At 62.4% G+C, this 22,441-nt stretch carries 16 protein-coding genes; 7 read left to right on the forward strand and 9 right to left on the reverse strand.

Features of this window, described 5'->3' with window-relative positions:
• The first annotated feature begins 64 nt into the window (after positions 1-64).
• Positions 65-1,156 (forward strand): hypothetical protein, encoded by a 1,092-nt coding sequence (locus GTP58_RS28745; RefSeq protein ID WP_161080381.1) that lies wholly within the window; start codon positions 65-67, stop codon positions 1,154-1,156.
• 36 nt (positions 1,157-1,192) lie between these two features.
• On the opposite strand, the gene GTP58_RS28750 is transcribed toward GTP58_RS28745, so the two are convergent.
• The 6 genes from GTP58_RS28750 to GTP58_RS28775 all read right to left on the reverse strand — a co-directional run bounded on the left by GTP58_RS28750 (position 1,193) and on the right by GTP58_RS28775 (position 12,660).
• A complete protein-coding gene (locus tag GTP58_RS28750) occupies positions 1,193-1,999 on the reverse strand; it encodes a CsgG/HfaB family protein (protein ID WP_161080382.1) in 807 nt (268 codons plus the stop codon).
• 92 nt (positions 2,000-2,091) lie between these two features.
• Positions 2,092-2,886 (reverse strand): TatD family hydrolase, encoded by a 795-nt coding sequence (locus GTP58_RS28755; protein WP_161080383.1) that lies wholly within the window; start codon positions 2,884-2,886, stop codon positions 2,092-2,094.
• 3 nt (positions 2,887-2,889) lie between these two features.
• The gene (gene lolD / locus GTP58_RS28760; RefSeq protein ID WP_072789572.1) at positions 2,890-3,585 is read right to left on the reverse strand and encodes a lipoprotein-releasing ABC transporter ATP-binding protein LolD; all 696 of its coding nucleotides are present in this window, start codon (positions 3,583-3,585) and stop codon (positions 2,890-2,892) included.
• Positions 3,578-4,843, reverse strand: coding sequence for a lipoprotein-releasing ABC transporter permease subunit (locus GTP58_RS28765; protein WP_072789569.1), 1,266 nt, complete (start codon positions 4,841-4,843; stop codon positions 3,578-3,580). Before GTP58_RS28765 ends, lolD begins: the two co-directional genes overlap by 8 nt.
• 147 nt (positions 4,844-4,990) lie before the next feature.
• Entirely contained in the window at positions 4,991-5,704 is a 714-nt protein-coding gene (locus tag GTP58_RS31555) for a PEP-CTERM sorting domain-containing protein (protein WP_161080384.1), read from the reverse strand.
• Positions 5,705-5,754: 50 nt separating this feature from the next.
• Positions 5,755-12,660: an SdrD B-like domain-containing protein gene (locus tag GTP58_RS28775; RefSeq protein WP_161080385.1), complete on the reverse strand. Its 6,906-nt coding sequence runs from the start codon at positions 12,658-12,660 to the stop codon at positions 5,755-5,757.
• Positions 12,661-12,914: 254 nt separating this feature from the next.
• Here GTP58_RS28775 and GTP58_RS28780 point away from each other — a divergent pair, with 254 nt between their 5' ends.
• From GTP58_RS28780 to GTP58_RS31185, 3 genes are all read left to right on the forward strand, one after another.
• Positions 12,915-13,946 carry a hypothetical protein gene (locus GTP58_RS28780; RefSeq protein ID WP_161080386.1) on the forward strand — a complete coding sequence of 344 codons (1,032 nt, stop codon included), beginning with the start codon at positions 12,915-12,917 and terminating at the stop codon, positions 13,944-13,946.
• Positions 13,943-15,637, forward strand: a complete 1,695-nt coding sequence (recJ, locus tag GTP58_RS28785; protein WP_161080387.1) for a single-stranded-DNA-specific exonuclease RecJ — start codon at positions 13,943-13,945, stop codon at positions 15,635-15,637. The genes GTP58_RS28780 and recJ overlap by 4 nt, the downstream gene beginning before the upstream one ends.
• Positions 15,638-15,716: 79 nt before the next feature.
• Positions 15,717-16,388 (forward strand): hypothetical protein, encoded by a 672-nt coding sequence (locus GTP58_RS31185; RefSeq protein ID WP_202413899.1) that lies wholly within the window; start codon positions 15,717-15,719, stop codon positions 16,386-16,388.
• Here the strand turns inward: GTP58_RS31185 and GTP58_RS28790 are convergent, their stop codons facing one another.
• Positions 16,389-16,814: a DUF4440 domain-containing protein gene (locus tag GTP58_RS28790; protein WP_229215784.1), complete on the reverse strand. Its 426-nt coding sequence runs from the start codon at positions 16,812-16,814 to the stop codon at positions 16,389-16,391.
• Positions 16,815-16,901: 87 nt separating this feature from the next.
• Between GTP58_RS28790 and GTP58_RS28795 the strand changes: the two genes are divergently transcribed.
• Genes GTP58_RS28795 through GTP58_RS28805 form a run of 3 tightly spaced genes read left to right on the forward strand, consistent with a single transcriptional unit; the run spans position 16,902 to position 18,358 of the window.
• The gene (locus tag GTP58_RS28795) at positions 16,902-17,336 is read left to right on the forward strand and encodes an antitoxin Xre/MbcA/ParS toxin-binding domain-containing protein (RefSeq protein ID WP_072789550.1); all 435 of its coding nucleotides are present in this window, start codon (positions 16,902-16,904) and stop codon (positions 17,334-17,336) included.
• Positions 17,337-18,026 carry an RES family NAD+ phosphorylase gene (locus GTP58_RS28800; protein WP_161080389.1) on the forward strand — a complete coding sequence of 230 codons (690 nt, stop codon included), beginning with the start codon at positions 17,337-17,339 and terminating at the stop codon, positions 18,024-18,026.
• A 2-nt stretch (positions 18,027-18,028) separates the two neighbouring features.
• Complete coding sequence (locus GTP58_RS28805) at positions 18,029-18,358, forward strand: DUF2288 domain-containing protein (protein WP_072789544.1); 330 nt, start codon at positions 18,029-18,031, stop codon at positions 18,356-18,358.
• Here the strand turns inward: GTP58_RS28805 and GTP58_RS28810 are convergent, their stop codons facing one another.
• A complete protein-coding gene (locus GTP58_RS28810; RefSeq protein ID WP_229215785.1) occupies positions 18,359-20,212 on the reverse strand; it encodes a carbohydrate-binding module family 20 domain-containing protein in 1,854 nt (617 codons plus the stop codon).
• 156 nt (positions 20,213-20,368) lie between these two features.
• Positions 20,369-22,408: an alpha/beta hydrolase domain-containing protein gene (locus GTP58_RS28815; protein ID WP_161080390.1), complete on the reverse strand. Its 2,040-nt coding sequence runs from the start codon at positions 22,406-22,408 to the stop codon at positions 20,369-20,371.
• Between the last annotated feature and the right edge of the window lie 33 nt (positions 22,409-22,441).

A 22,441-nucleotide genomic window follows, 5' to 3' on the forward strand; every position in this document is an offset into this window, starting at 1 on the left:
AGAATTGTTAGCCAGAATTTCAGGCACCATAGGCAATCTCACAACGGATGCCCGGGAGTACGCCATGAAAAGAGGTATCGCCGCTTTGGCCATTTTCCTTGCCGCTTGCAGCAGCACGCCGTACAAGCCGGATGTGGTGATCAAGGACAGCAAACCGTTTGCAGGTATCACACAGTTGCTGGCAAATGCGCCCGACAAAAGGGTGGATGTGATACTGGTCCACGGCATGTGCACGCATCAGCAGCAGTGGGCGCTGGAGACGATCACCACGCTCGCCAGGGCGGCAGGACAAAGCACGTCCGCAGCCAAGACCAGTCAGACAAAAAATATCGATGGCATCGAGATCGTCAGCGCGGAAAGCAGCACGCCCGATGGCACGATTTACTTTAGTGCGTTTATCTGGTCCGGCCTGACGGCGCCAGGCAAGGCCACGCTGGCCTATGACCTCAGCGGCACGCCGACCAATTGCGCGGCGGATGATGCATGCCGGCCAGTGCGCGCCACCTTGAACGCCAGGCTCAAAGACACGCTGATGAATGACTGCCTGTCCGATGCGCTGATTTATCAGGGCGAGAGCAAGGCCGCGATCAACCAGGCCTTCATCAACGCCATCACGCAGGTAACCGCGGAACAGGCCAGCCGCAATGCCGGCAAGACGGTGCCGCTGGTGCTGATCTCCGAAAGCCTGGGCAGCAAGATGACTTTCGACGCGCTCAACCTCATGGCAGGCCATCCTGCCGACAGCAGCAGCAAGCGCGCGGGCGATGACGCCATCGAACGTATCTCCTATCTGTACATGGGCGCCAATCAATTGCCGATACTGAGCCTGGCCGACCGCAGTGCCACGCTATCGCTGCTGGCCGACGGCAAACGTGACGATGCCCTCAACCGGCTGTTGTCGGCCCAGAAGACGCGCAGCCTGGTACCGAAGATCACGGTGGTCGCCTTCACCGACCCGAACGACCAGCTCTCCTGGTGGCTACAGCCCAGCAACTACAGCAACAAAGCGGCCATCGCCAATGTGCTGGTCTCCAACGACAAGACCTATTTCGGCTACCTGGAAAATCCTTACACGGCCCACACCACATATCTGGCAAATGACGACGTCACCCGCGCCATCATGTGTGGCATGCCCGCCAGTCCGCAATGCAAATAGCAAGGCGGCGGCCATCGGCCACCGCCTTGCGCTGCCTTATTTGACGCTCACGTCGGTGGCCTTGATGGCCACGTGTTCGGTGATGTTTTTCGCGGCGATAGTCTCGGTCAGGAACGAGGTCGATTTCACCAGCAGGTCACGCGCCACTTCTTCCAGCGGCGAACCGCTGATGCTGGCGTGGTTGCCGCCCAGCGCGGTGCCGCCGCCCCAGCCCAGTGCCGAAATGCCGAAACCGTTTTTCTCGTTATTGGCCTGGAAGGTCTTGGACGCGATGATCTTGGCGCGCTTGACGTCCACCACACGGATGTCCATGTTCATGTGGACCTTGGATTTTTTGAAGTCAACCGAGCCAGCCAGCAGGCCCAGCGGGCCTTTCAGGAAGCTCAGGCCACCCAGGCCGGTCGAGCTTTGTTCGAAGCCCAGCGAGGTAATCGAGCCGGTAATCATGTAGTCGGCCGCTTCGGCTTCGACCTTCTTGCCCACCAGGGCCAGTTCCTTGTTGATTTCGTCCAGCGCGGCGCGCTCCTGGACGTCGAAGCAGCCGGTCTGGGTCAGCGCGGTGGCCAGCATTTCGGTCATGCCGGTGCCGACGCCGGTGTAGCTTGGCTGCGCCACATTGCCCTGGCGCTCCCACCAGCGGTACTGGCGCGGGTCCTGCTGGCCGGAGCCGGACGAGCAGTCTGCCGATTTGCATTTGAATTCGGTGAACACCACCTTGGCAGCAGGTGCGTTGCATTTGGGGACGTCAATCGCGCGCTCGGTGACTTCGCTCGGCTCGGCGAAGCTCAGCGCGGGCACCAGCAGGAGGGCTGCGAGGCTATAGTTACGTACGTTGTTTTTCAAGGCGGGCTCTCCGTTAGGTGGGTGTAAAGATTTGAAATTATGCACTGTTAAGCAAATATCAAATCTAACCAAATCCCACAATTGGGAAATAATTACCGCACGGAAATTCTTGGCAGCACGTTTTGGGCGTTCTCCGTGGTGGTGGCGGCCACCTGCTCCACCGTCATGCCGCGTAGTTCAGCCAGCACGGCGCCGATGCGCGGAACCTGGTCCGGACTGTTGCGGCCCGGGTGCACCCAGGACGGCGCAATGTCCGGCGCATCGGTTTCCAGCACGATGGACTCCAGCGGCAAGTCCGCCGCCAGCCGGCGTATCTGCAAAGCACGCGTGAAGGTCATGGCGCCGCCGAAGCCCAGCTTGAAACCGAGGTCGATATAGCCTTGCGCCTGCTGGGCGCTGCCGTTGAAGGCGTGCGCGATGCCGCCGTTCGGCCGAATCTGGCGCACATGCTTGAGCACCACGTCCTGTGAACGGCGCACATGGGTCAGCACCGGCAGATTGAAGTCACGGGCAATCTTCAGCTGCTCGCGGAAGAAAAAGACCTGCTTGTCGCGCATGGCCGGTTCGGTCAGCATGGGAATGAAGAAGTCGAGGCCGATCTCGCCCAGCGCCACAAAGCGCGGATCGTCCATGGCGGCGGCGACCTGCTCGCGCAATACGCGCAGGTCATCTTCCTTCGCATGCGGTACGTAGATGGGATGGATGCCCAGCGCGTAACAGGCATTGTCCACGCTGGCCGCCAGCTGCGCCACGATGGCGAAGTTGGCCACTTCCACCGCCGGCAGCACGATCATGTCCACGCCCTGCGCTTTGGCCAGCGCGGCCTGGGCCACGGATTCGTTGCCGAATTCGTGCGCGTCCAGATGGCAGTGGGTGTCTATCCACATGGCTTACGCCTCGTCTGGCTGCAATCCCTGCTCGGTCATGCGCAGCACGCGGTCGCAGCGGCGTGCCAGTTCGATGTCGTGGGTGACGATGACAAACGCGGTGCCCAGGGTGCGCGACAGTTCCAGCATCAGGTCAAAAATCTGCTGCGCGGTGGCGTGGTCCAGGTTACCGGTCGGCTCATCGGCCAGCACGCAGGCCGGCTGGGTGACGAGCGCACGCGCCAGGGCCACGCGCTGGCGCTCACCGCCGGACAGTTCGCCCGGCACGTGCGACACGCGCTTGCCCAGATTGACGCGCTTCAGGATCTCCTGCGCCGCCGACGTGGCGACGTCGCGCTTGACGCGGCGGATCATGAGCGGCATGGCGACGTTGTCCTGCGCGCTGAATTCCGGCAGCAGGTGATGGAACTGGTAGACAAAGCCCAGCGACGAATTGCGCAGGTCACCGCGCGCCGATTCACTGAGGCTGGCGAAGTCCTTGCCCTGCAGGGTCACGCTGCCGGCGGTCGGCGTATCGAGGCCGCCCAGCAGATGCAGCAGCGTCGATTTGCCAGAGCCGGAAGCGCCGACAATCGCCACCCGCTCACCACGGCGCACGTCGATATCGATACCGGCCAGCACCTTGACCGAGTAGCTGCCCTGGGTGAAGGTCTTGCCGAGGTTGCGGCAGGACAGAACGACCGGTTCCTGGTTACTCATAGCGCAGCGCCTCCGCAGGTTTCACACGGGCGGCCCACCAGCTTGGATACAAGGTCGCGACAAAAGCCAGCACCACGGCCACGCCGCCGATCTTGAAGACGTCCGGCCAACGTAAATCCGAAGGCACGGTGCTGATGTAGTAAATATCCTTGGACAAGAACTGCACTCCCAATAAATGTTCAATAAACGGTACGATCACATCGATGTTCAGCGCCACCAGCACGCCCAGGCTGACGCCGATCACGGTGCCCAGTATGCCCACCAGCGCGCCCTGAATCATGAAGATCTTCATGACCGAACGCGGCGAGGCGCCCAGCGTGCGCAGGATGGCGATGTCGGCCTGCTTGTCGGTCACGGTCATCACCAGCGTGGACACCAGGTTGAATGCGGCCACCGCGATAATCAGCGTCAGGATAATGAACATCATGCGCTTTTCGGTCTGCACGGCGGCGAACCAGTTGGCATTGAGCTTGGACCAGTCGCGCACAAACAGCTCGCCCGGCATCGAGTGCTTGAGATCCTCGGCCACTTGCGGTGCGCGGTGCATGTCCTGCAGGCGCAGACGCAAGCCGGCCGGCGCGTCAATGCGCAGCAGCTTCTCGGCGTCGGTCAGGTGCACAAACGCGAGCGCCGAATCGAACTCGTTGTGGCCAGCTTCAAAGATGCCGACCACGGTAAATGAGCGCAAACGCGGCAGCACGCCAGCGGGCGTCGGCTGGCCTTGTGCCAGCGCCAGCGTCACTTTCTCGCCGAGGTTGACGCGCAGCGCGCGCGCCAGCTCGATGCCCAGCACGATATTGTAAGCGCCCGGCTGCAAAGCGTTAAAGCTGCCGCGCCTGGTCTGCCTGGCGACATCGGAGACTTTCGGTTCTTCTTCCGGCAGCACGCCACGGATCACGGCGGGACGCAGCACGTCGTCGCGCACCAGCATGCCCTGGGTTTCTGCAAAGGGCGCGGTGCCGATCACTTCTGGATTCTTGCGCGCTTCAGCGGCTTCCGCCTGCCAGTTCGGCATGGAACCGCGGCCATCGAAAATTTCGACGTGGGCCAGCACCGACAGCATGCGGTCCGTGACTTCCTTCTGGAAGCCATTCATCACCGACAGCACCACGATCAGCGCCGCCACGCCCAGGCCAATGCCGGCCATGGAGATCAGCGAGATAAACGATATAAAACTATTCCGCCCGCTGCGCTTGCCAGCGCGCGTATAACGCAGGCCAACCAGCCATTCGAACGGCAAATTCTTGACTATGCTCATGGGCTCCCGAGGGGATCAATCTGAATAGCCCGCAGTGTGCCATACAAAAGGGATTTCATGGGTGAAACACCGAACCTTGGCCCATAAAAAAGCCGCGCCGGGCAGCGTGCAGCTGCCAGGGCGCGGCGTTCAGACCTTAAGAACTGCTTAAACGGCGAATTTCTCGCTCTCATCGGATTTGCGGCGGCCCATGAAGCCGATCAGGCCCAGGCCGACGGCCATCATGGCCCAGGTATCGGCTTCCGGTACGGCCGACACGCTCAGCAGGTTTTGCGAATGGGTGCTACCGGCCACGCCAGTGAAGGTGCTGTAGTTGTACATATTGGTCAGCGTGTGGGTCGATGCTGCCGTCAGCATCTGCTGCGCGGTCGCCACGTAGGCGCCGCTGTTGCCGGTCAGGCCGGTCGAGAACTTCTGCGTCGTGCCGTGGTACATATCGCCGTCGTCTTCAATCAGGTCCCACAGCGCCAGCTGGAAGCCCAGCAGCTTTTTCTTCTGCTCGACGGTGGTGCCGTCCAGCAGCGTGCCGTACGAGGTTTCAAACAGGGCTTTGACCTTGTTGCCGGTCGCGCCGGACCACAGCGTCGACAGGTTCACTTTGTCGTGTTCGGTGTACACCGTGCCGTCACCCTGCGCGACTTTGGCTTCCACGCAAAACGCCAGGATCTGCGCGCCCAGTGAGGTGCCGGTCAGGTCGTAGGCGGATACGCCCTGGGAGGCGGTGCCGCTCAGCAGCGTGCCGTGGGTGTCGGTCACCAGGCCGGCCACGTGCGGAGCGTAACCGATGGCGGCGTGGCTGGCGCCCGAGAAGACCAGAGCTGCGGCGATGGCGGCGGTTTTCAGTGCGAATTTGATTTTCATAATGTGCTTTCTATTTTCTGTTTTCTATTGGTCGGTCTTGGTCTGGCGAATTAAGCGTGTACTGCCGGGCACTGGCCCACCAGCTGCACGGCCTGGCTGGTTTCCTGCATCAGGTCGGCGATGGTTGGCGTGCTCACGCCAGCCGCTGCCGCATCTTCCCTGGCGACGTTGAAATACACGTCGGTCATGTCTGCGGTTTTGCCGTTGCTCAGCGTGACGCTGCTGCGCTCCAGATGCAGGTTGTTGTTCGCGTCCACGAACGGCAATTCGGTGTAGCTCACTTTGAGGCTGGCGATGCCCGCATCCTTCAGGCTCATCAGCTCACCCGCATCGGTCTTGCCGTTGCTGTTGGCGTCCTGCCAGATCAGCAGGCTGGCGAAGTCGGTATCGCGGGCGTCCACCACGCCGTCGTGGTTGCTGTCGTAGCTGGCCAGCTTGGCGAAGCCCGAACCCTTGCTGACGCCGCCGAACAGTTCGCTGATGTCGTCGATCTGGCCGTTGCCGTTCTTGTCGATGGCCAGGAAGCCATCGCCCTTGGACAGCCAGCCCGACTGGATCGGCTTGCCATTGCCCAGCAGGTCGAAGCTGCCGGTCATGTCCTGACGCGCGATGGTGTGGATGCCGTCGCCGTTCAGGTCAATCGCGATTGGCGTGATGGTGGCATCCCAGCTCATGTCGTTCTTGCCCGACGTCAGCGCGATGTTGTCGGTCTTGGTGATGTTCACCAGCGACTTGCCATCGCCCTGCACGTCCGAGTCGATCTGGTCGTTGGTGCCGGTATTCTTCATGCCCCACTTCCAGTTGCTCATGTTGTAGGTCGTCTTGTCCGAAGCAAAGTACACCTTCACATCGGTCTTGTCGAACTGCAGGTAGTAGTTGCCCGGGTTCAGGTCGCTGAACTTGTAGTTGCCGTTGGCATCGGTCTTGACGGTCGAGCCGATCTGCTTGCCGGTTGCCGTATCAAACAGCGCTACGCTGATGCCGCCGATTCCCTCTTCGCCGCTGTCCTGGATGCCGTTGTGGTTGGCGTCACGCCAGACCTTGTCGCCAATCGCCGCCTTGCGGTACAAGCCGGCATCTTCGGTGGTGATGTTCTGGCCGGTGCCCAGCGTAATGGCGCCCGTCTTGCCGCTGCTGCCCGACACGATGGTGATGTCGGAATCGTTGGCGTCCGTGCCCTGGCCGGACTTGGTGAAGTACCAGCCGCTGCCGGCCGTGACTTCCACCTTGTAGCTGCCTGCCGCCAGGTCGTCGAACAGGTACTGGCCGCCGTCGTGGGTCACGGTGGTGGCTTTCAGTGCGCCGGTGTTGGCGTCGTACAGCTTGACGGTCACGCCGTCCACGCCCTTCTCGCCGCTGTCCTGGATGCCGTTGTAATTGCTGTCTTCCCACACGCGGTCGCCAATGCTGGCGGCCTTGACCAGGCCGGCGTCACGGGTTTTGTCGACCTGGCCGGAGCTCAGCGTGAACTGCGCAGTCTGGCCGGTGCTGTCGGCGTCCGAATCGACGCTGTCATTGCTGCCTTGGTCCTGCTTGGTGAAGATGTAGCCGTCCGGCGCGGTGAACTTGACCGAGTATTTGCCAGGCATCAGATCGGTGAACGAGTACACGCCGCTGGAATCCGTGGTGTCGGTCGCGATCACATCGCCTTTTTCGTTGAGCAGCGACACTTTCAGGCCTTTGGCGCCCAGTTCGTTACTTTGCTGGATGCCATCGCCATTGGTGTCGTACCAGACCTTGTCGCCAACTTCCGCTTTCTGGTACAGGCCGGCGTCCATATTGGTGACGTTCTGGCCTGCGGTTACGGTGACCGAGCCCAGGTTGCCGCTGGCGTCCGCATCGCTGTCGATAGCGCCGTTGCTGCCGACGTCCTTGGCGGTAATCAGGTAGCCGGCTGGCGCCTTGATGCCGACCGAGTAAGTGCCTGCCTCCACCGAGAACTTGTAGTTGCCGTTGCTGTCGGTGGTGGTGGTCTTGACCACGGTGCCGGTGCTGTCGCGCAGTTCCACGGTGACGCCGGACTTGCCGCTTTCGCCATCATCCTGGATGCCGTTGGCGTTCTTGTCGATCCACACGCGGTCGCCGATGGTGGCGGCCGCCAGCACGCCCGCATCGACGGTTTTGTCGACCTGGCCGGAGGTCAGCTTGATGACGTGCGAGACACCGTTGGCATCCACATCGGAATCAATGCTGTCGTTGCTGCCGACATTGGCGCTGGTGAAGGTCATGCCTTCCGGCAGCGAGCTCTTGTCGAACACCACGGTGTAGCTGCCTGGTTTCAGGTTGGTGAACTGGTAGTTGCCGTTGGCATCGGTGGTCACCGTGGCGCCGACCTGCTTGCCGTCCGCGTCGATCAGTTTGACCTTGACGCCGCAGACGCCGCATTCGCTGCTGTCCTGGAGGCCGTTCTTGTTGCTGTCCAGCCAGACGCGGTCGCCGATGGTGCCGTATTTGTACAGGCCCGCATCCACGGTGTTGTTGATTTCACCTGGTTTCAGCGTCACGGCATTGCTCTGGCCCGTGCTGCTGAAGTCGCTATCGACGGTATCGTCGGTGCCGGCATCCTTGCCGGTGAAGTAGTAGTCCTTCGGCGCGGTGACCGACACCGTGTACGTGCCCGGGTCGGCGGTGAAGGCGTATTTGCCGTCAGCGCCGGTGGTGGTGGTTTGCACCACTTTGCCAGTGCTGTCCTTGAGCTGCACGGTGACGCCGCCAATGCCGGCTTCGCCCGCATCCTGCACGCCATTGCCGTTCTTGTCTTCCCAGACGGTGTCGCCCAGCTTGGCCGGCAACGCCACGATGCCCGCGTCCAGATCGCTGTTGACGGCGCCCGAAGTCAGCGTCACTTGTGCGGTCTTGCCGGTGGTGACATTGGCGTCCGAATCCTTGGCGTCATTGGTGCCCTGGTCGGCGGCGGTGAACACGTAGTTGGCCGGCAGCGTGGTCTTGTCGAACTGGACGCTGTAGGTGCCCGGTTTCAGGTTGGTGAAGCTGTAGCTGCCGCTGGCATCCGTGGTGGCGGTGACGCCGGTGGCATTGCCGGACGCGTCCAGCAGGATCACCTTGACGCCGGCGACGCCGGTTTCGCCGCTGTCCTGGATACCGTTCTTGTTGGTGTCATACCAGACGCGGTCGCCCAGCGTCGCGCCCTTGTAGAAGCCGGCATCGACGTTGTTGTTGGTCTGGCCGGCGCTCACGGTGATCTGGTCGCTCTGGCCGTCGGCGTTGATGTCGCTGTCGACGCCATCGGCGCCTTTGTGCTGGCCGGTGGCGGTCATGCCGTTTGGCGCAGTCACGGACACGGTGTACTTGCCCGGATCAACGGTGAAGCTGTACTTGCCGTCGGCGCCGGTGGTGGTGGTCTTGACGACGTTGCCGCTGGCGTCCTTCAGGTCAACCTTGACGCCAACGATGCCGGCTTCGCCTGCATCCTGCACGCCGTTGCCGTTGGTGTCTTCCCACACGCGGTCGCCAATGGTGGCCTGCTGGATCACCAGGCCGGCGCGCAGCGTCAGGTCCTGGCCGGAGGTCAGCGTGACTTGCGCGGTCTTGCCGGTACCGGTGTCGGCATCCGAGCCACCGCTGCCCGGGCCGCCCTGGGTGGCCGAGGTGAAGTCATAGCCCGCTGGCAGGCTGCTCTTGTCGAACTGGACGCTGTACTTGCCTGGCGCCAGATTGGTGAACTGATAGTGGCCGTTCGCATCGGTGGTCGCCATCGCGCCCGGCACCGCTACACCGTTCGCGTCCAGCAGGATCACTTTGACGCCCGCCGCGCCCACTTCGCCGTTGTTCAGGCGGCCATCGCGGTCGGCATCGAACCAGACCACCTGGCTCAGCGAAGCCGGACGGTAGACACCGGCATCAATGCTGTTATTGGTTTCGCCCGGCGCCAGCGAGACTTTGACTTCGCCGCTGGCGTTGACGTCGCTGTCCAGATTGGCGTTACCGCCCTTGCCCGAACCGGTGAACGCATAGCCCGCAGGCGCCGCCACCGACACGGTGTACGTGCCTGGATCAACCGTGAAGTTGTACTGGCCGCCATCATGGGTGACCACGGTGCTGACCACATTGCCATTGGCATCCTTGAGCGACACGGTGGCGCCATCGACACCCAGTTCGCCCGCATCCTGCACGCCGTTGCCGTTGCTGTCTTCCCACACGCGGTCGCCCACGCTGGCTTTCTGGACATAGATACCGGCATCCAGATCCTGGTTATTGTCACCCGAATTGAGCGTAACCTGCGCGGTTTTGCCGGTGCTGGTGTTGGCGTCCGAATCGGTGGCGCTGGTGCCCGCACCCTGCGCGGTGAACACATAGCCGCCTGGCAGTGTGGCCTTGTCAAACTGCACGCTGTAAGTGCCTGGCTTGAGGTTGTTGAAGCTGTAGTTGCCGCTGGCGTCGGTGGTGGCGGTAATGCCGGTCGGGTTGCCCGAGGCGTCCAGCAGAATGACCTTGATGCCAGCCACGCCACTTTCACCGGCGTCCTGCACGCCGTTCTGGTTGGCGTCGTTCCACACGCGGTCGCCCAGCGAGGCCTGGCGGTAGAGGCCGGCGTCGACGTCGGTCTTGGCCTGGCCGGATACCAGCGTGAAGCTGCCGGTGTTGCCGCTGGCGTCGATATCGCTGTCGGTCGCGCTGTTGCCGCCCTGGCCCGCGCCAGTCGCCACGTAGCCGGACGGTGCGCTCACCGATACCGAATACGTACCTGGATCCACCGTGAAGCTGTACTGGCCGCCATCGTGGGTGGTGACGGTGCTGACCACTTTGCCGGTGCTGTCCTTGAGCGCCACCTGCACGCCATCCAGGCCCTGCTCACCGGCGTCCTGCACGCCATTGCCATTGCGGTCTTCCCACACGCGGTCGCCCACGGTGGCTTGCTGGATGTAGACGCCCGCGTCCAGATCGTGATTGTTGTCGCCCGAATTCAGGGTCACCTGGCCGGTCTTGCCGGTCGTGACATTGGCGTCCGAATCAACATCGGCGCCGCCCTGGCCTTGCGCGGTGAAGACATAGTTGGCCGGCAGCGTGGCTTTGTCGAACTGCACGCTGTAGGTGCCTGGCTTCAGATTGTTGAAGCTGTAGTTGCCGCTGGCATCGGTGGTGGCGGTGATGCCGGTCGGGTTGCCGGTAGCGTCCAGCAGTATGACTTTAACGCCCGCCACGCCCGCTTCGCCACTGTCCTGCACGCCGTTGTGATTGCCGTCGTACCAGACCTTGTCGCCCAGCGAGGCAGGACGGTAGAAGCCTGCATCGACGTCGCTCTTGTTCTGGTCCGGCGTCAGCGTGAAGCTGCCGGTGTTGCCATTGGTGTCGATATCGCTGTCGGTGGCGCTGTTGCCGCCCTGGCCGGCGCCGGTGGCGACGTAGCCGTTCGGCGCGGTGACCGACACCGAATAGGTGCCTGGATCAACCGTGAAGCTGTACTGGCCGCCATCATGCGTGGTGACGGTGCTGACCACTTTGCCGGTGCTGTCCTTGAGCGCCACCTGCACGCCGTCGAGGCCCTGCTCGCCCGCGTCCTGCACGCCGTTGCCGTTGGTGTCTTCCCACACGCGGTCGCCCACGGTGGCCTGCTTGATGACGATGCCCGCATCCAGGTGCTGGTTGCTGTCGCCCGAGTTCAGCGTCACTTGCGCGGTCTTGCCGGTGCTGACATCCGCATCGGAATCCTTGGTGGCATTGCCGCCCTGGCCTTGTGCCGTGAACACATAGTTCGCTGGCAGGCTGGTCTGGTCAAACTGCACGCTGTAGGTGCCCGGTTTCAGATTGCTGAACTGGTAGTGACCATTGGCATCGGTGGTGGCAGTTGCGCCAGCCACCGGATTGCCGCTGGCGTCCAGCAGCGTGACTTTTACGCCGGCCACGCCGGCTTCGCCCGCATCCTGCACGCCATTACGGTTGCTGTCGTACCACACGGTGTCGCCCAGCGAGACGGGACGGTACAGGCCGGCATCAGCCTTGTTATTGGTTTCACCTGGCGCCAGCGCGATCGGCGCGGTGTTGCCGGCGGCGTCGATATCGCTATCGAGCGCGTCGTTGCCGCCCTGGCCTTTCTGCGTCACGCTGTAGCCGTCCGGGGTTTTCACGGTCACCGAGTAGGTGCCGGCATCCACGTCAAAGTGGTATTTGCCGGCAGCGTCCGTGGTGGTGGTGCCGACCACCTGGCCCGCGCTGTTCTTGAGCTGCACGGTCACATTGGCCAGGCCAGCTTCGCCGCTGTCCTGCACGCCATTGCCGTTGCTGTCTTCCCAGACGAAATCGCCGATGTGCGCTTGCGGCACCTTGAAGGTCAGGTAGTTGGGCGTGACGCTGGTATCGGCCGCGCCGCAGCCGACGGTGCCGCCGTTATCGCGTACCTTGAAGCCGACATCGAAGCTGCCCGACGTGGACTGGCTCGGCTCAAACGCCAGCTTGCCCGCTGCGATGTCCGCTGCGGAAATTTCCGTACCGATGGCGACGGCAACGCCGTTCAGCGTGACCTTGCCGGCGGTTGGCAGCGAGGTGATGATGACCGACATGAACGCGTCATGCTCGACCGCGTCCACAAAGCCGAAATCGCCCTGGGACAGCACCACCGGTGCGCCATTGTTCAGGTTGAAGGCCTTGTTGGCGCCGGTTGGCGCGTCATTGACGGGATCGACCACCACTTGCAGGCTCAGCGTGATGGAATTGGTGTTCTTGCCCTGGTCCAGCACAAATTCAAACGTCGCGAACTGGCCGTTGTAGTTCGGCGCCCAAGCGCCCGGATGAACGTAAATGGTATCCGCATCCACCTGGCCAAACAGCGGCGTGTCGCCGTCGGCAATCGTACCGTCTGGCAGCACAACCGACATCTCAGCAATTTCCAACGAGGTTTGTGCGGTGTAGCCCGCTTGTTTCAGGATATCGCGGATGTCGAAGTTACCATTGGTATCTTCGCAAATGTGAATAGTGGTAGCAAGGTTGATCGCGCTCATTCTAGGCCTTCAAAAAAAATCGTTTTTGGAGTTGTGGGCCGGCGCCGCTGTTACGGTGTTTGGGTAGGCAGGGGCTGGTGATACCAAGCATTACGGTGGTTCGAGTAATGCTGTTAATACATGTTAGTTGTCGCAATTATAGCGAACATTTACTTACAATAATTAAGAATTTTCCTATTGGTGTGGTTTTTTGGTAATTTTAATTTCTGGAAAGAATTAATTCATCCCATCGCGGGATGCCCTACAATCTCGGGATGAACGAAATTACCCTCGCAATCCCCTTTGCACTACCTCCACCAGAGCTGGCCAACGACCTGATACGCGCGCTCAACGCGCCGGCGCTGGCAGCGTTGCTGGCGCGCCACGCCAGCTTGCAACATCATAGTTATGACAACGATAGCCGCGTGTTGCCGCACGAGGCCTGGCTGGCCCATGCACTGGGCCTGGCCAGCGCGCCCGGCCAGCCGGACACCGGGGCGCCACTGGCCACCGCCGCCATGCGCGGCTGCGGACTGGCCGCCGAGGCAAGCCAGGGCTACTGGTTCATGCTGCAGCCTGCGCACGTGCAGATATCGCGCACGCATCTGCTGCTGTCCGACCTGCGCGGCCTGCAACTGACCGAGGCAGAGTCGCGTAGCCTGTATGACATCGCCCGCCCGTATTTCGACGACATCGGCAAACCGCTGCTGCATGGCGCGCCCGGCCTGTGGTTTATGCGCGCCGATGACTGGACCACGCTGAGCACCGCTTCGCCCGACGCCACCACCACCCAGAGCATGAGCGACTGGCTGCCGGAAGGCGAGCACGCGCGCGATTTCCGCCGGCTACAAAATGAAGTCCAGATGCTGTGGCACGAACATCCGATCAATGAAGCGCGCCAGGCGCGCGGCCTGCAGCCGGTGAATTCCTGCTGGCTGTGGGGCGGCGCCGGCCCGGCCGCACCCGGCGGCCAACTGGCGATCGTCGGCGGCCCGGCCTGGATGGCGGCATTAAGCCAGCGCCAGCCAGATGCGCAACAACTGATCGCCGAACCGGGAACCGCCATGCTGGCGGAGCTGATCGCGCCAGCGCAGGTGGGGGACTGGGCCGACTGGCTGGCGCGCATGCAGCGCCTTGAGCAGGACTGGTTTGCGCCGCTGCTGGCGGCGCTGAAAGCCGGCCGCGTAGCGCGCGTGAACCTGATGCTCAGCCATCGCCATGGCTGGGCGGATGTCAGCAGCACCGGCATGGCGCAACGTAAATTCTGGCGCAAGCCTTCCCTGTCTCACCTGTTGAAGCAATCATGACCCGCATCGCCACCCGCCCCTACCCGTTCCGCGAATCCGAAGTGCTGCGCCAGAACGGCATCCATCCTGTATTGGCACGGCTGTACGCGGCACGCGGCCTGACCGACGTGAAAGAGCTGTCGAGCGAGCTGGCGGCCATGATTCCGCCTTCCGGTCTGCTGCATATCGACGCTGCCGCCGTGTTCCTGGCCGACTCGATCGCCGCCGGCAAGCGCATGGTGATCGTGGCCGACTACGACTGCGATGGCGCCACCGCCTGCGCCGTGGCGCTGCGCGGCTTGCGCGCGATGGGCGCCAACATCGATTTCATCGTGCCCAACCGCTTCGAGTATGGCTATGGCCTGACACCGGAAATCGTGGCGCTGACGGCGCGCGAAAAGCAGCCGGACATCATCATCACGGTCGATAACGGCATCGCCAGCATCGATGGCGTGGCCGAGGCCAACCGCCGCGGCATCGAGGTTGTGGTGACCGACCACCACCTGCCGGCCGACACCTTGCCCGCCGCGCGCGTGATCGTGAATCCCAACCAGCCGGAATGCGGCTTCCCGAGCAAGCACATCGCCGGCGTCGGCGTGATGTTCTACGTGCTGCTGGCCCTGCGCGCCGAGCTGCGCAAGCGCGGTGTATTCGATGCCCAGACCCAGCCCAAGCTGGACAATCTGCTGGACCTGGTGGCGCTAGGCACGGTGGCCGACGTGGTGCGCCTCGATGCCAACAACCGCATCCTGGTCGCCCAGGGCCTCAAGCGCATGCGCATGGGCCGCATGCACGCGGGCGTGGCGGCCCTGTTCCGCGTGGCGGGCCGCGAGCCGCGCAACGCCAATCCGTTCGACCTGGGCTTTGCCCTGGGTCCGCGCCTGAACGCGGCCGGCCGCCTGGAAGATATGTCGCTCGGGATCGAATGCCTGATTACCGACGACGAGGGCCGCGCCTGGCAGCTGGCGCAGCAACTCAATGACATCAACCTCAAGCGCCGCGAAATCGAAGCCGACATGCAGGACACCGCCATGCTGCACCTGGACGCATTTGAGCCGGCCGAAAGCAGCACCATCTGCGTGTTTGACGATTCGTGGCATCAGGGCGTGATCGGGATTGTGGCCTCGCGCCTCAAGGAAAAGTTCTACCGCCCGACCATCACCTTCGCACCAGGCGCGGACGGCTGGATCAAGGGCTCCGGCCGTTCGATCCCCGGCTTCCACCTGCGCGATGCGCTGGACCTGGTGTACAAAAAAGCGCCGTCGCTGATCGACAAGTTTGGCGGCCACGCGATGGCGGCCGGCCTGACCTTGCGCGCCGAGGCGTTCGACGCTTTTGCCGCCGCGTTTGAAGAAGTGGGCCGTGCGTGGCTCAGCAAGCAGCAACTGGAACGCGTCATCGAAACCGACGGCCCGCTGGAAGACGCTTACTACACCACGTCCTTCATTGAACTCATGGACGGCCAGGTGTGGGGCCAGGGCTTTGCGCCGCCGGTGTTCTGCGACGAGTTCCGCATCGTCAGCCAGCGCATCCTCAAGGAGCGCCACCTCAAGCTGCTGCTGGAGAAAAACGGCGCCCGCTACGACGCTATCTGGTTCGGCCACATCGATGCGCTGGGCGACCGCGCGCGCGTGGCTTTCCGTCTGGACGCCAACGAGTACAACGGCGTCACCAAGGTCCAGCTGCTGGTGGAGCACGCCGAGCCGGCATGAACGCGCGCACGATTGAAGACGCGGCGGCGAGCGTTTACGGCAAGTGATAGGATTGCCTTAAAAATAACTCAAGGCTCCTATGAAACGCTTTCTCGCCGCCGCAGTGCTGGCACTGATCTGTTCAGCGCCAGCACTCGCCGCCACGCTTCCCGGGCACTACTACCTGAATGGCCGCAGCGAAGTCGGCTCCGAATTACTGCTCAAGGCCGATGGCACCTTTCAATGGGCGCTGATGTATGGCGCGGTCGACCAGTATGCCCATGGCACCTGGGCCGCAAAGGGGGACGAAGTCACGCTGACCAGCGCGCCACAGGAAAAACCCGATTTCGCGCTGTTCGAGGCCGATGACTATGGCAGAACCAAACCCGCCGAACCCGGCTTGTGGGTTGCCATCGTCGGTTTTCCGCACGAAGGGCCGCTGGCGGAGGTCGAAGTCCTGTTTGAAAGCGCCAGCGGCAAGACCGCCACTGCGGTTTCCAAACGCAATGGCGACGCCATCGCCAACATGCCCGGCGGCGAGCAATGGAAACGCGCCGGCCTGCGCATGAAAGGCGCCGCCACCGATTACCAATGGATCAACCTGCCAGCAGACCGGGCCAAGGCACGGCTGGCAGGCTTTACCGTCAAGAACCGCGAAGCCTTTGCCCCGTCCGCGTTCAAGACCATGACATTGACGGTGGAAGGCAATGCCCTGCATGCCGATAGCAAGTCCGGCCTGGGTATCGGCGGCACCTACGAAAAGGCCAAGTAGTTATTTCTTGCACACCTCGGTACCGCCATCGAAGACGATACGCCAGGTCTTGGGCGCCTCCAGCCGCCAGACGGAACTGAAGCGCGCGATCAGCGTCCCGTCCGGGCCATACACCGGGCCGGCGGTCTTGGCCAGCGTGCCCGAGGCCAGCACTTCGACCTCGTCCGGCTCCCAGGAGAATGGCGCAGCCGGCTTGGCGTAAAATTTTTTCCATTCATCGGCGACCGCCTGCTTGCCGCGCAACGGTTGCGTGCCGCCGCTAAAGATCGCCTCCTCGGACAGGAAGCTGACGAAAGCCGCATGGTCGCGGGCCTTCATGGTTGCCGCAAACGCGCGTTCAACCTGGGCGACCTCCTCCTGGATGCCGGTGAATGCGGGCGCCGCCTGCGCCCCGGCGGCCAGCAAAGCCGCTAACGGTATCGCCATCCATTTCATCGCTGCCTCCCCTTGGTATGCTACACAATTGCTATTTATCCAAAATGAGAGTATAAAGACTCCACAAACGGAGGATTTATGCTCAACTATGCCTACCCCCGCAGCCGCTTCGAGCCAACCGTCTTGGTGGATCTGAATGCCAAGGCCGAGCGCGAACGCCTGTCCCAATCCGCCCTCAAGGGCTTTTTCAAACTGGTCGCCACCTGGAAGGTGCGCGATGAAGATGCACGCCAATTGCTCGGCGGCGTCTCCAGCAGCAGCTACTACGACTGGAAGAAGCATCCAGAGCGTACACTGGAAGTGGACTGCATCACGCGCATTTCCTACCTGCTGGGCATTTACAAGGCACTGCACATCATCTACGGCGACAAACTTGCCGATGAATGGGTCAGCCTGCCCAATAGTAATCACATTTTCGAAGGCCGCACACCGCTGGCCTATATGCTGGGCGGCGGCTTGCTGGCCATGCAAATCGTGCGTCAGCTGCTGGACGCGCGCCGTGGAGGGCTGTAAGTGCCGGTCAGCCTCGCTCCCCCTTTAACCACTTTACGCCAGTTCGACACCTGCCGTCTGCTGCCCTCCCGCTTTGCGGATGTCGAGGATTCCGTACTGGCGCCGCTGGCCGACAGCGACGCCCACCTGCGCGACCTGTTCGACCTCGACAACGCCACCAATGCGCGCCTGCGCACGCAGAACGGCGGCGCGGCCGGCATCAATGTCGATGAGCTGGTGTTCGGCGTGCCCAACTTCCGCATCGTCAACGCCGCCTTTACCTACGCCCATCCGCAAGGCAGCCGCTTTAACGATGGCCGCCGTGGCGCCTGGTATTGCGCGTTTGACGCGGAGACGGCGCTGGCCGAGGTCAGCTTCCACAAGGCCGTGGAGTACGCGGAGATCAACCGCTTTGACGACAGTGTGCAGTACCAGTGCATGCTGGCCGATTTCACTGCCACCTTCCACGACATCCGCAACCAGCCGCGCTACAGCACCAGCCTGGCGCCGGACAGTTACATCGCGTCGCAAACGCTGGCCGAGCGCCTGCTGGACGGCGGCTCGCTGGGCATTATTTACCCGAGCGTGCGGCGCGAAGGCGGCATCAACCTGGCCTGCTTCCGCCCCGCGCTGGTGGGCAATGTTCGCAAAGGCCCGGTCTATCGGTTAACATGGCAGGGTAGCCCAGTACCGAAGATAGAAATTATTTAACCATGCAAACCAAACCAGAAAAAGACCTCGACCTCCGCAACAAAGTGAACCGCGAAACGGCACGCCTGCCGTGGACCGAGCTGCTCAAACACTTCGCCCAGGGGAATGTGGTATGGGTCGCCAATTCGCTGGACCTGGTCGATGTGGCCGTCCGCGTCTCGCACGACGACAAGGCCAATATCAGCCAATGGATGAACGCGGGCCTGCTGGCCAAGGTCAACGACCAGCAGGCGCAGGAATGGCTGGAGAACAACGCCCAACTGTGGGCATGCGTCGTGAGTCCATTCATTCTGGTACAGCAGGAAAAAGCTGTACCTTCCAACGTGCACTAATCAGAACTTGAAGCTGCCGGCGTCCAGCGTCAGCGAACCGCCGCAAGCCGGCGTGGTCGCTTCACGGTTACCGCTGGCAGTGGACTGATTGCTCTCCCATACCGTATTCACGCCGTACTTCATGAACTTGTATTGAATCGGCGTCGCTGGCGGCAGCTGGATGGTGCGCGACCATGGCACATTGGCGCCGCTGCCTTCGATGTTCAGCTGGTTGCTGCTGCCCTGCACCCAGTTGCCCAGCTCCGCGCGATTGCCCACCACGTACACATTCTGGCCCACCACCGTATTGGCGTTCGCCACACGGAAGGTCACCGGCACCGTGGTGCACGAGCCGCCACCGCCACCGCCGCCCACCTTCTGATTGATGTGCAGCGCCACCGCCGGCACCACTGAACCGCCATTGGCCGGGATACTCACGCTGATGACGCCATTGCTGCCGACCGTGACGCTGTCGCTGGTGCACGCCGTGCCTGCGGCATTCAGCACACCATGCACCACGTTGCAGTAGGTGCCGGCAGGGAGCGCTGTCTGCAGCGTGGCATTCCATGCAGCGTATTCGTTGTTGATGGCGACAAAGCCCTTGGCGCCGCGGCCAAACGCGATCTGGTTGGCCGTTCCATTGGTGAAGTAGTCCACGCCCTGCCCCGAGGCCGCAGCACGGAACGCCACCATGTTGGAGATATCGCTCCAGCGATGGATGAAATCCCAGCTCTGGTTAATCAGCGGATTGCCGCTGGCGTCAAATGGACTGGCGCTTGGCGGCGCCTGGTCGTAGCTGGTGAAGCGGAAGCCCGAGTGCAGTTGCGCCGAACCATAAGGCCACGCCAGCATGAAGATATTGGCGAGGTCATAGCGCTTCGTGCCCTGCGTGTCGTTGGTGGTGCCGGAAACGTAGTTGCTGGCCACCAGCGAGCTGCCGTTACGCTCCGTATCCCAGTTGTTGACGAACACCGTGGCCTTCTCGCTGGGCACAAAGCCCCAGGTGCCACCCCAGTTGCCCGGCGTGCCCATGATCGCGCGGATCTGCGACAGGCTGGCGCCGTTCTCGTTGCGGAACACAGCCTTGATCGCAAAGCTGTACTGGAATTCGTTCAGCGTGCCATTGCTGTAGTAGTCCGAGCGCACCACATTGCTGTCCGGGATAACCTCTTGCGTCACCCACAGCGACTCGCCCGCCGTGGTGGTGCGCGATACGCCATTGAGCATGGCCGCGATGTCGGATGGCTGCATATGCTTGGCAGCGTCGAAGCGGAAGCCATCCACGCCCATGCCGACCAGCTTGGTCAGATAATTTTTGACCTGGCCCTGCACGTACGCACCATCGGTGCGCAGGTCCGGCAGTCCGCTCAGCCGGCAGTTGATGACGTTGTAGCGGTTTCCCGGCGAACCGTAGTCGCCGCCCGCGATATCGCAGGCCGGATGGAAGTCGCTGCTGCTGAAATACGGATAGGCCAGCGAGGTGGAATTCCATGCCGAACCATCCGTCGCGGTGCCGGAGCCTGCAGCCAGGTGATTGGCTACCACGTCCACATACACGCGCACCTTGGCCGCGTGGCAGGTGTTGACCATGGACTGGAATTCGGCCTCTGTACCCATATTACTTTTCAACGAAGCGAAGTTGACGGGCTGGTACACATCCCACCAGGCGCCAAGGCTGGCCGAGGCCTGCGGCGGCGACACCTGCACCGCGCCAAAGCCCTGCGGGCCGAGCCAGTTGGTGCATTCCTTGGCGATATCGTTCCACTTCCAGCGGAACATCTGCGCCGACGTATCGGCGGGATTAAAAGCGGCGTGTGCGGGCGCCATCGCAACGCCGGTCAGCAAGCCGGCGGCGAGCAGGGATTTCATCATCATGTGTTTGTCTCCGTGTAGTTATGTTTTGGGAAATACTGCATCCCAAGCAAAATGTAGCAGAACTACAGCAAACAGCAATCGCGCACACGATATGGAACCGGTACCAGACAAATTGGTGTAATCAAGTTACAACAGCAATATGGCCGTGCGCAGGGCTTATTGGGCAAACAGATAGGTGCAGCCTTGATCGGCGGGGTCACGTGCCAGAATGCGGTCATAAAGGCCGACGTTCTGCTTCATGGCACGCTCAACGTCCTCCGGCAGCAGCAGGCCAGCGGCAACTTGCTGTTCCGCCGCCAAACGCACAGCAGCGATGTAGGCGTCGCGATTGGCATAGCGGGCCTCCAGGCTGGGACGTGGATCGCCTGCCGCCAGGCGCTCCGCCTCGGTGCGGGCGAACGGCACAAAGCTGCCGTCAAAGCGCGAGGTGGCCCAGGCAAAGCCTGTGTCAGGCGCGCGCAGATTCCAGCCAGTGTGCGTACCCAGCGGCGCTTGCAGTTCGACCAGACGCACGCCACCTCTGTCATTACCGTCGGTATCCGGTGTCGGCACACGGGTTTCGTAATCGTCGCCGTGCTTGGGCGGGATGGTATCTGCGATGCCATGCATGTTGAAGCGCAGGCCGAAGTTCAAGCGCGGTTCGCGCAGGTTCTGCTCCGGCGGCGTGAGGCCAACACCTTTCGGGAAAATGGCGCGGTAGTCAGCCACCGTGGTGAGCGTACCGTCGGCCAGTGCTGGATAGGCGCTGGCCGGCGGCTGCTTGCCTTGGGTAGTCCAGTCATCCAGCGCGACGATCAATGCGCGCATCGGCAAATAGTGGTCGGTGGTGGATACGCAAGCGGTGAACGGCGCGCGTTTGCTGGAGCGCCCCACGTAATGCTGCGCGCCCATGAATCCATAGATGCGTACATTCGGCGCCGGGGCGACGTCGTTCACGGCATCGGGCGTGGTGGCGATCAGCGACGCGCCACGGTTCCAGAACTCGGTCGAGGTATTCGCGTAAAACAGCTTGGGCAGATTGCCCTGCTTGTCGCGCGCCTTGTCCAGGGTGGAAGCCGTTTTGCCGGTAGCGGGATCACGCGTAGGCGCGCTGGTGAACGGGAACGCATCGGCCGGATAATCATGCTCCTCCAGCATCGATGGATGACGCGTGGGCTGGGCGAAGCGGCTGTTGAAGCCCGCCGAGCCGCCAGCACCCGGCACCTGCAGATACGCGCCATTGAATACCAGCTTGCCGCTTTCATCGACATTCAGGCCATCGTGCATCATGCGGCCGATCACGCGGCCGGACTGGCTGATGCCAAACATGAGCACATTGCGCGGCACCGGCGCACCTTCAAACGGATTGTCGCGGAAGTATGACAGCAGATCGCGGATGCCTGCCAGGCCGGCGCCCGTCACGTACGGATCTTTGGCGGCATAAGTCACTTCGTAAATCGTGCCGGGCTGGAAGCCGCCTTCCAGCTGGATGCGGCCGGGGCCACCCTTCAGTTCCGGCTCGACGAAACGCCAGGCGCTACGCGCGATGGGACGGCGCTTGTCATCCGGACGTGAGCGCGCGGTGAGCTGGGCGTGCGGGTCATTCGGCGTCGCTGGCTCATAAGTCAGGCCGCGCATGCCCGCGTAAGTGACGACATCCGTGGGCGCGTTGACGGTGAACTCGTTCTGCACCTTGCCTTTGACGCCCTTCGCCACCGGCGGCGCAAACACCAGCGGACGTGCGCCAGCGGCGGCGCCTGGCGCCACGTCCCATGTCCACGCGGAGAACAGCAGCGAAAAGCCATGGCGCATGAGAAAACCATCGCCCGCGTCAGCGGCAGTGGACGGATCGTTATTGACAGGGCTGCGGCCATTCACCTGTCCGAGGATGGCAATGTTGCCGCGGTTGTTGACGTCATACAGCAGCGTGGCTGGCTTGCCGCCGACAGGCCGCAGCAGTACGAATTCGCTGGAGAACAGCACGCGGCCCTTGCTGTCGCGCGGCGCATGCTTCAGATCCACGATGCTGGCATTCGCTGCGGCTTTGGGATCCAGCGCATAGTAAGCGATGCCGCGTATCTTTTCATACGCGCCGTATTCACCAAAGGTGACGCCGGGAGCGAACGGCGCACGTTCAACTACTTGAATACGTTCGACCGCAGCCTGTGCGGTGGTGAGCGCCAGTGCCATCGCCAACATCGTCAACTTGCGTTTCATCCCGCGCTCCCGCTATGCAAAGCGCCTATCCTA

The sequence above is a fragment of the Duganella sp. CY15W genome, from assembly GCF_009857555.1.
GTDB lineage: Bacteria > Pseudomonadota > Gammaproteobacteria > Burkholderiales > Burkholderiaceae_D > Rugamonas > Rugamonas sacchari.

What these genes read in the sequence shown, in the direction of transcription:
- GTP58_RS28745 (WP_161080381.1), top strand. Translation starts at nt 65, where the DNA reads ATGAAAAGAGGTATCGCCGCTTTGGCCATTTTCCTTGCCGCTTGCAGC.
- GTP58_RS28805 (WP_072789544.1), top strand. Translation starts at nt 18,029, where the DNA reads ATGCAAACCAAACCAGAAAAAGACCTCGACCTCCGCAACAAAGTGAAC.
- GTP58_RS28765 (WP_072789569.1), bottom strand. Translation starts at nt 4,843, where the DNA reads ATGAGCATAGTCAAGAATTTGCCGTTCGAATGGCTGGTTGGCCTGCGT.
- GTP58_RS28790 (WP_229215784.1), bottom strand. Translation starts at nt 16,814, where the DNA reads ATGGCGATACCGTTAGCGGCTTTGCTGGCCGCCGGGGCGCAGGCGGCG.
- GTP58_RS28755 (WP_161080383.1), bottom strand. Translation starts at nt 2,886, where the DNA reads ATGTGGATAGACACCCACTGCCATCTGGACGCGCACGAATTCGGCAAC.
- recJ (WP_161080387.1), top strand. Translation starts at nt 13,943, where the DNA reads ATGACCCGCATCGCCACCCGCCCCTACCCGTTCCGCGAATCCGAAGTG.
- GTP58_RS28815 (WP_161080390.1), bottom strand. Translation starts at nt 22,408, where the DNA reads ATGAAACGCAAGTTGACGATGTTGGCGATGGCACTGGCGCTCACCACC.
- GTP58_RS31185 (WP_202413899.1), top strand. Translation starts at nt 15,717, where the DNA reads ATGAAACGCTTTCTCGCCGCCGCAGTGCTGGCACTGATCTGTTCAGCG.
- GTP58_RS28810 (WP_229215785.1), bottom strand. Translation starts at nt 20,212, where the DNA reads ATGATGATGAAATCCCTGCTCGCCGCCGGCTTGCTGACCGGCGTTGCG.
- lolD (WP_072789572.1), bottom strand. Translation starts at nt 3,585, where the DNA reads ATGAGTAACCAGGAACCGGTCGTTCTGTCCTGCCGCAACCTCGGCAAG.
- GTP58_RS28775 (WP_161080385.1), bottom strand. Translation starts at nt 12,660, where the DNA reads ATGAGCGCGATCAACCTTGCTACCACTATTCACATTTGCGAAGATACC.
- GTP58_RS28795 (WP_072789550.1), top strand. Translation starts at nt 16,902, where the DNA reads ATGCTCAACTATGCCTACCCCCGCAGCCGCTTCGAGCCAACCGTCTTG.
- GTP58_RS28780 (WP_161080386.1), top strand. Translation starts at nt 12,915, where the DNA reads ATGAACGAAATTACCCTCGCAATCCCCTTTGCACTACCTCCACCAGAG.
- GTP58_RS31555 (WP_161080384.1), bottom strand. Translation starts at nt 5,704, where the DNA reads ATGAAAATCAAATTCGCACTGAAAACCGCCGCCATCGCCGCAGCTCTG.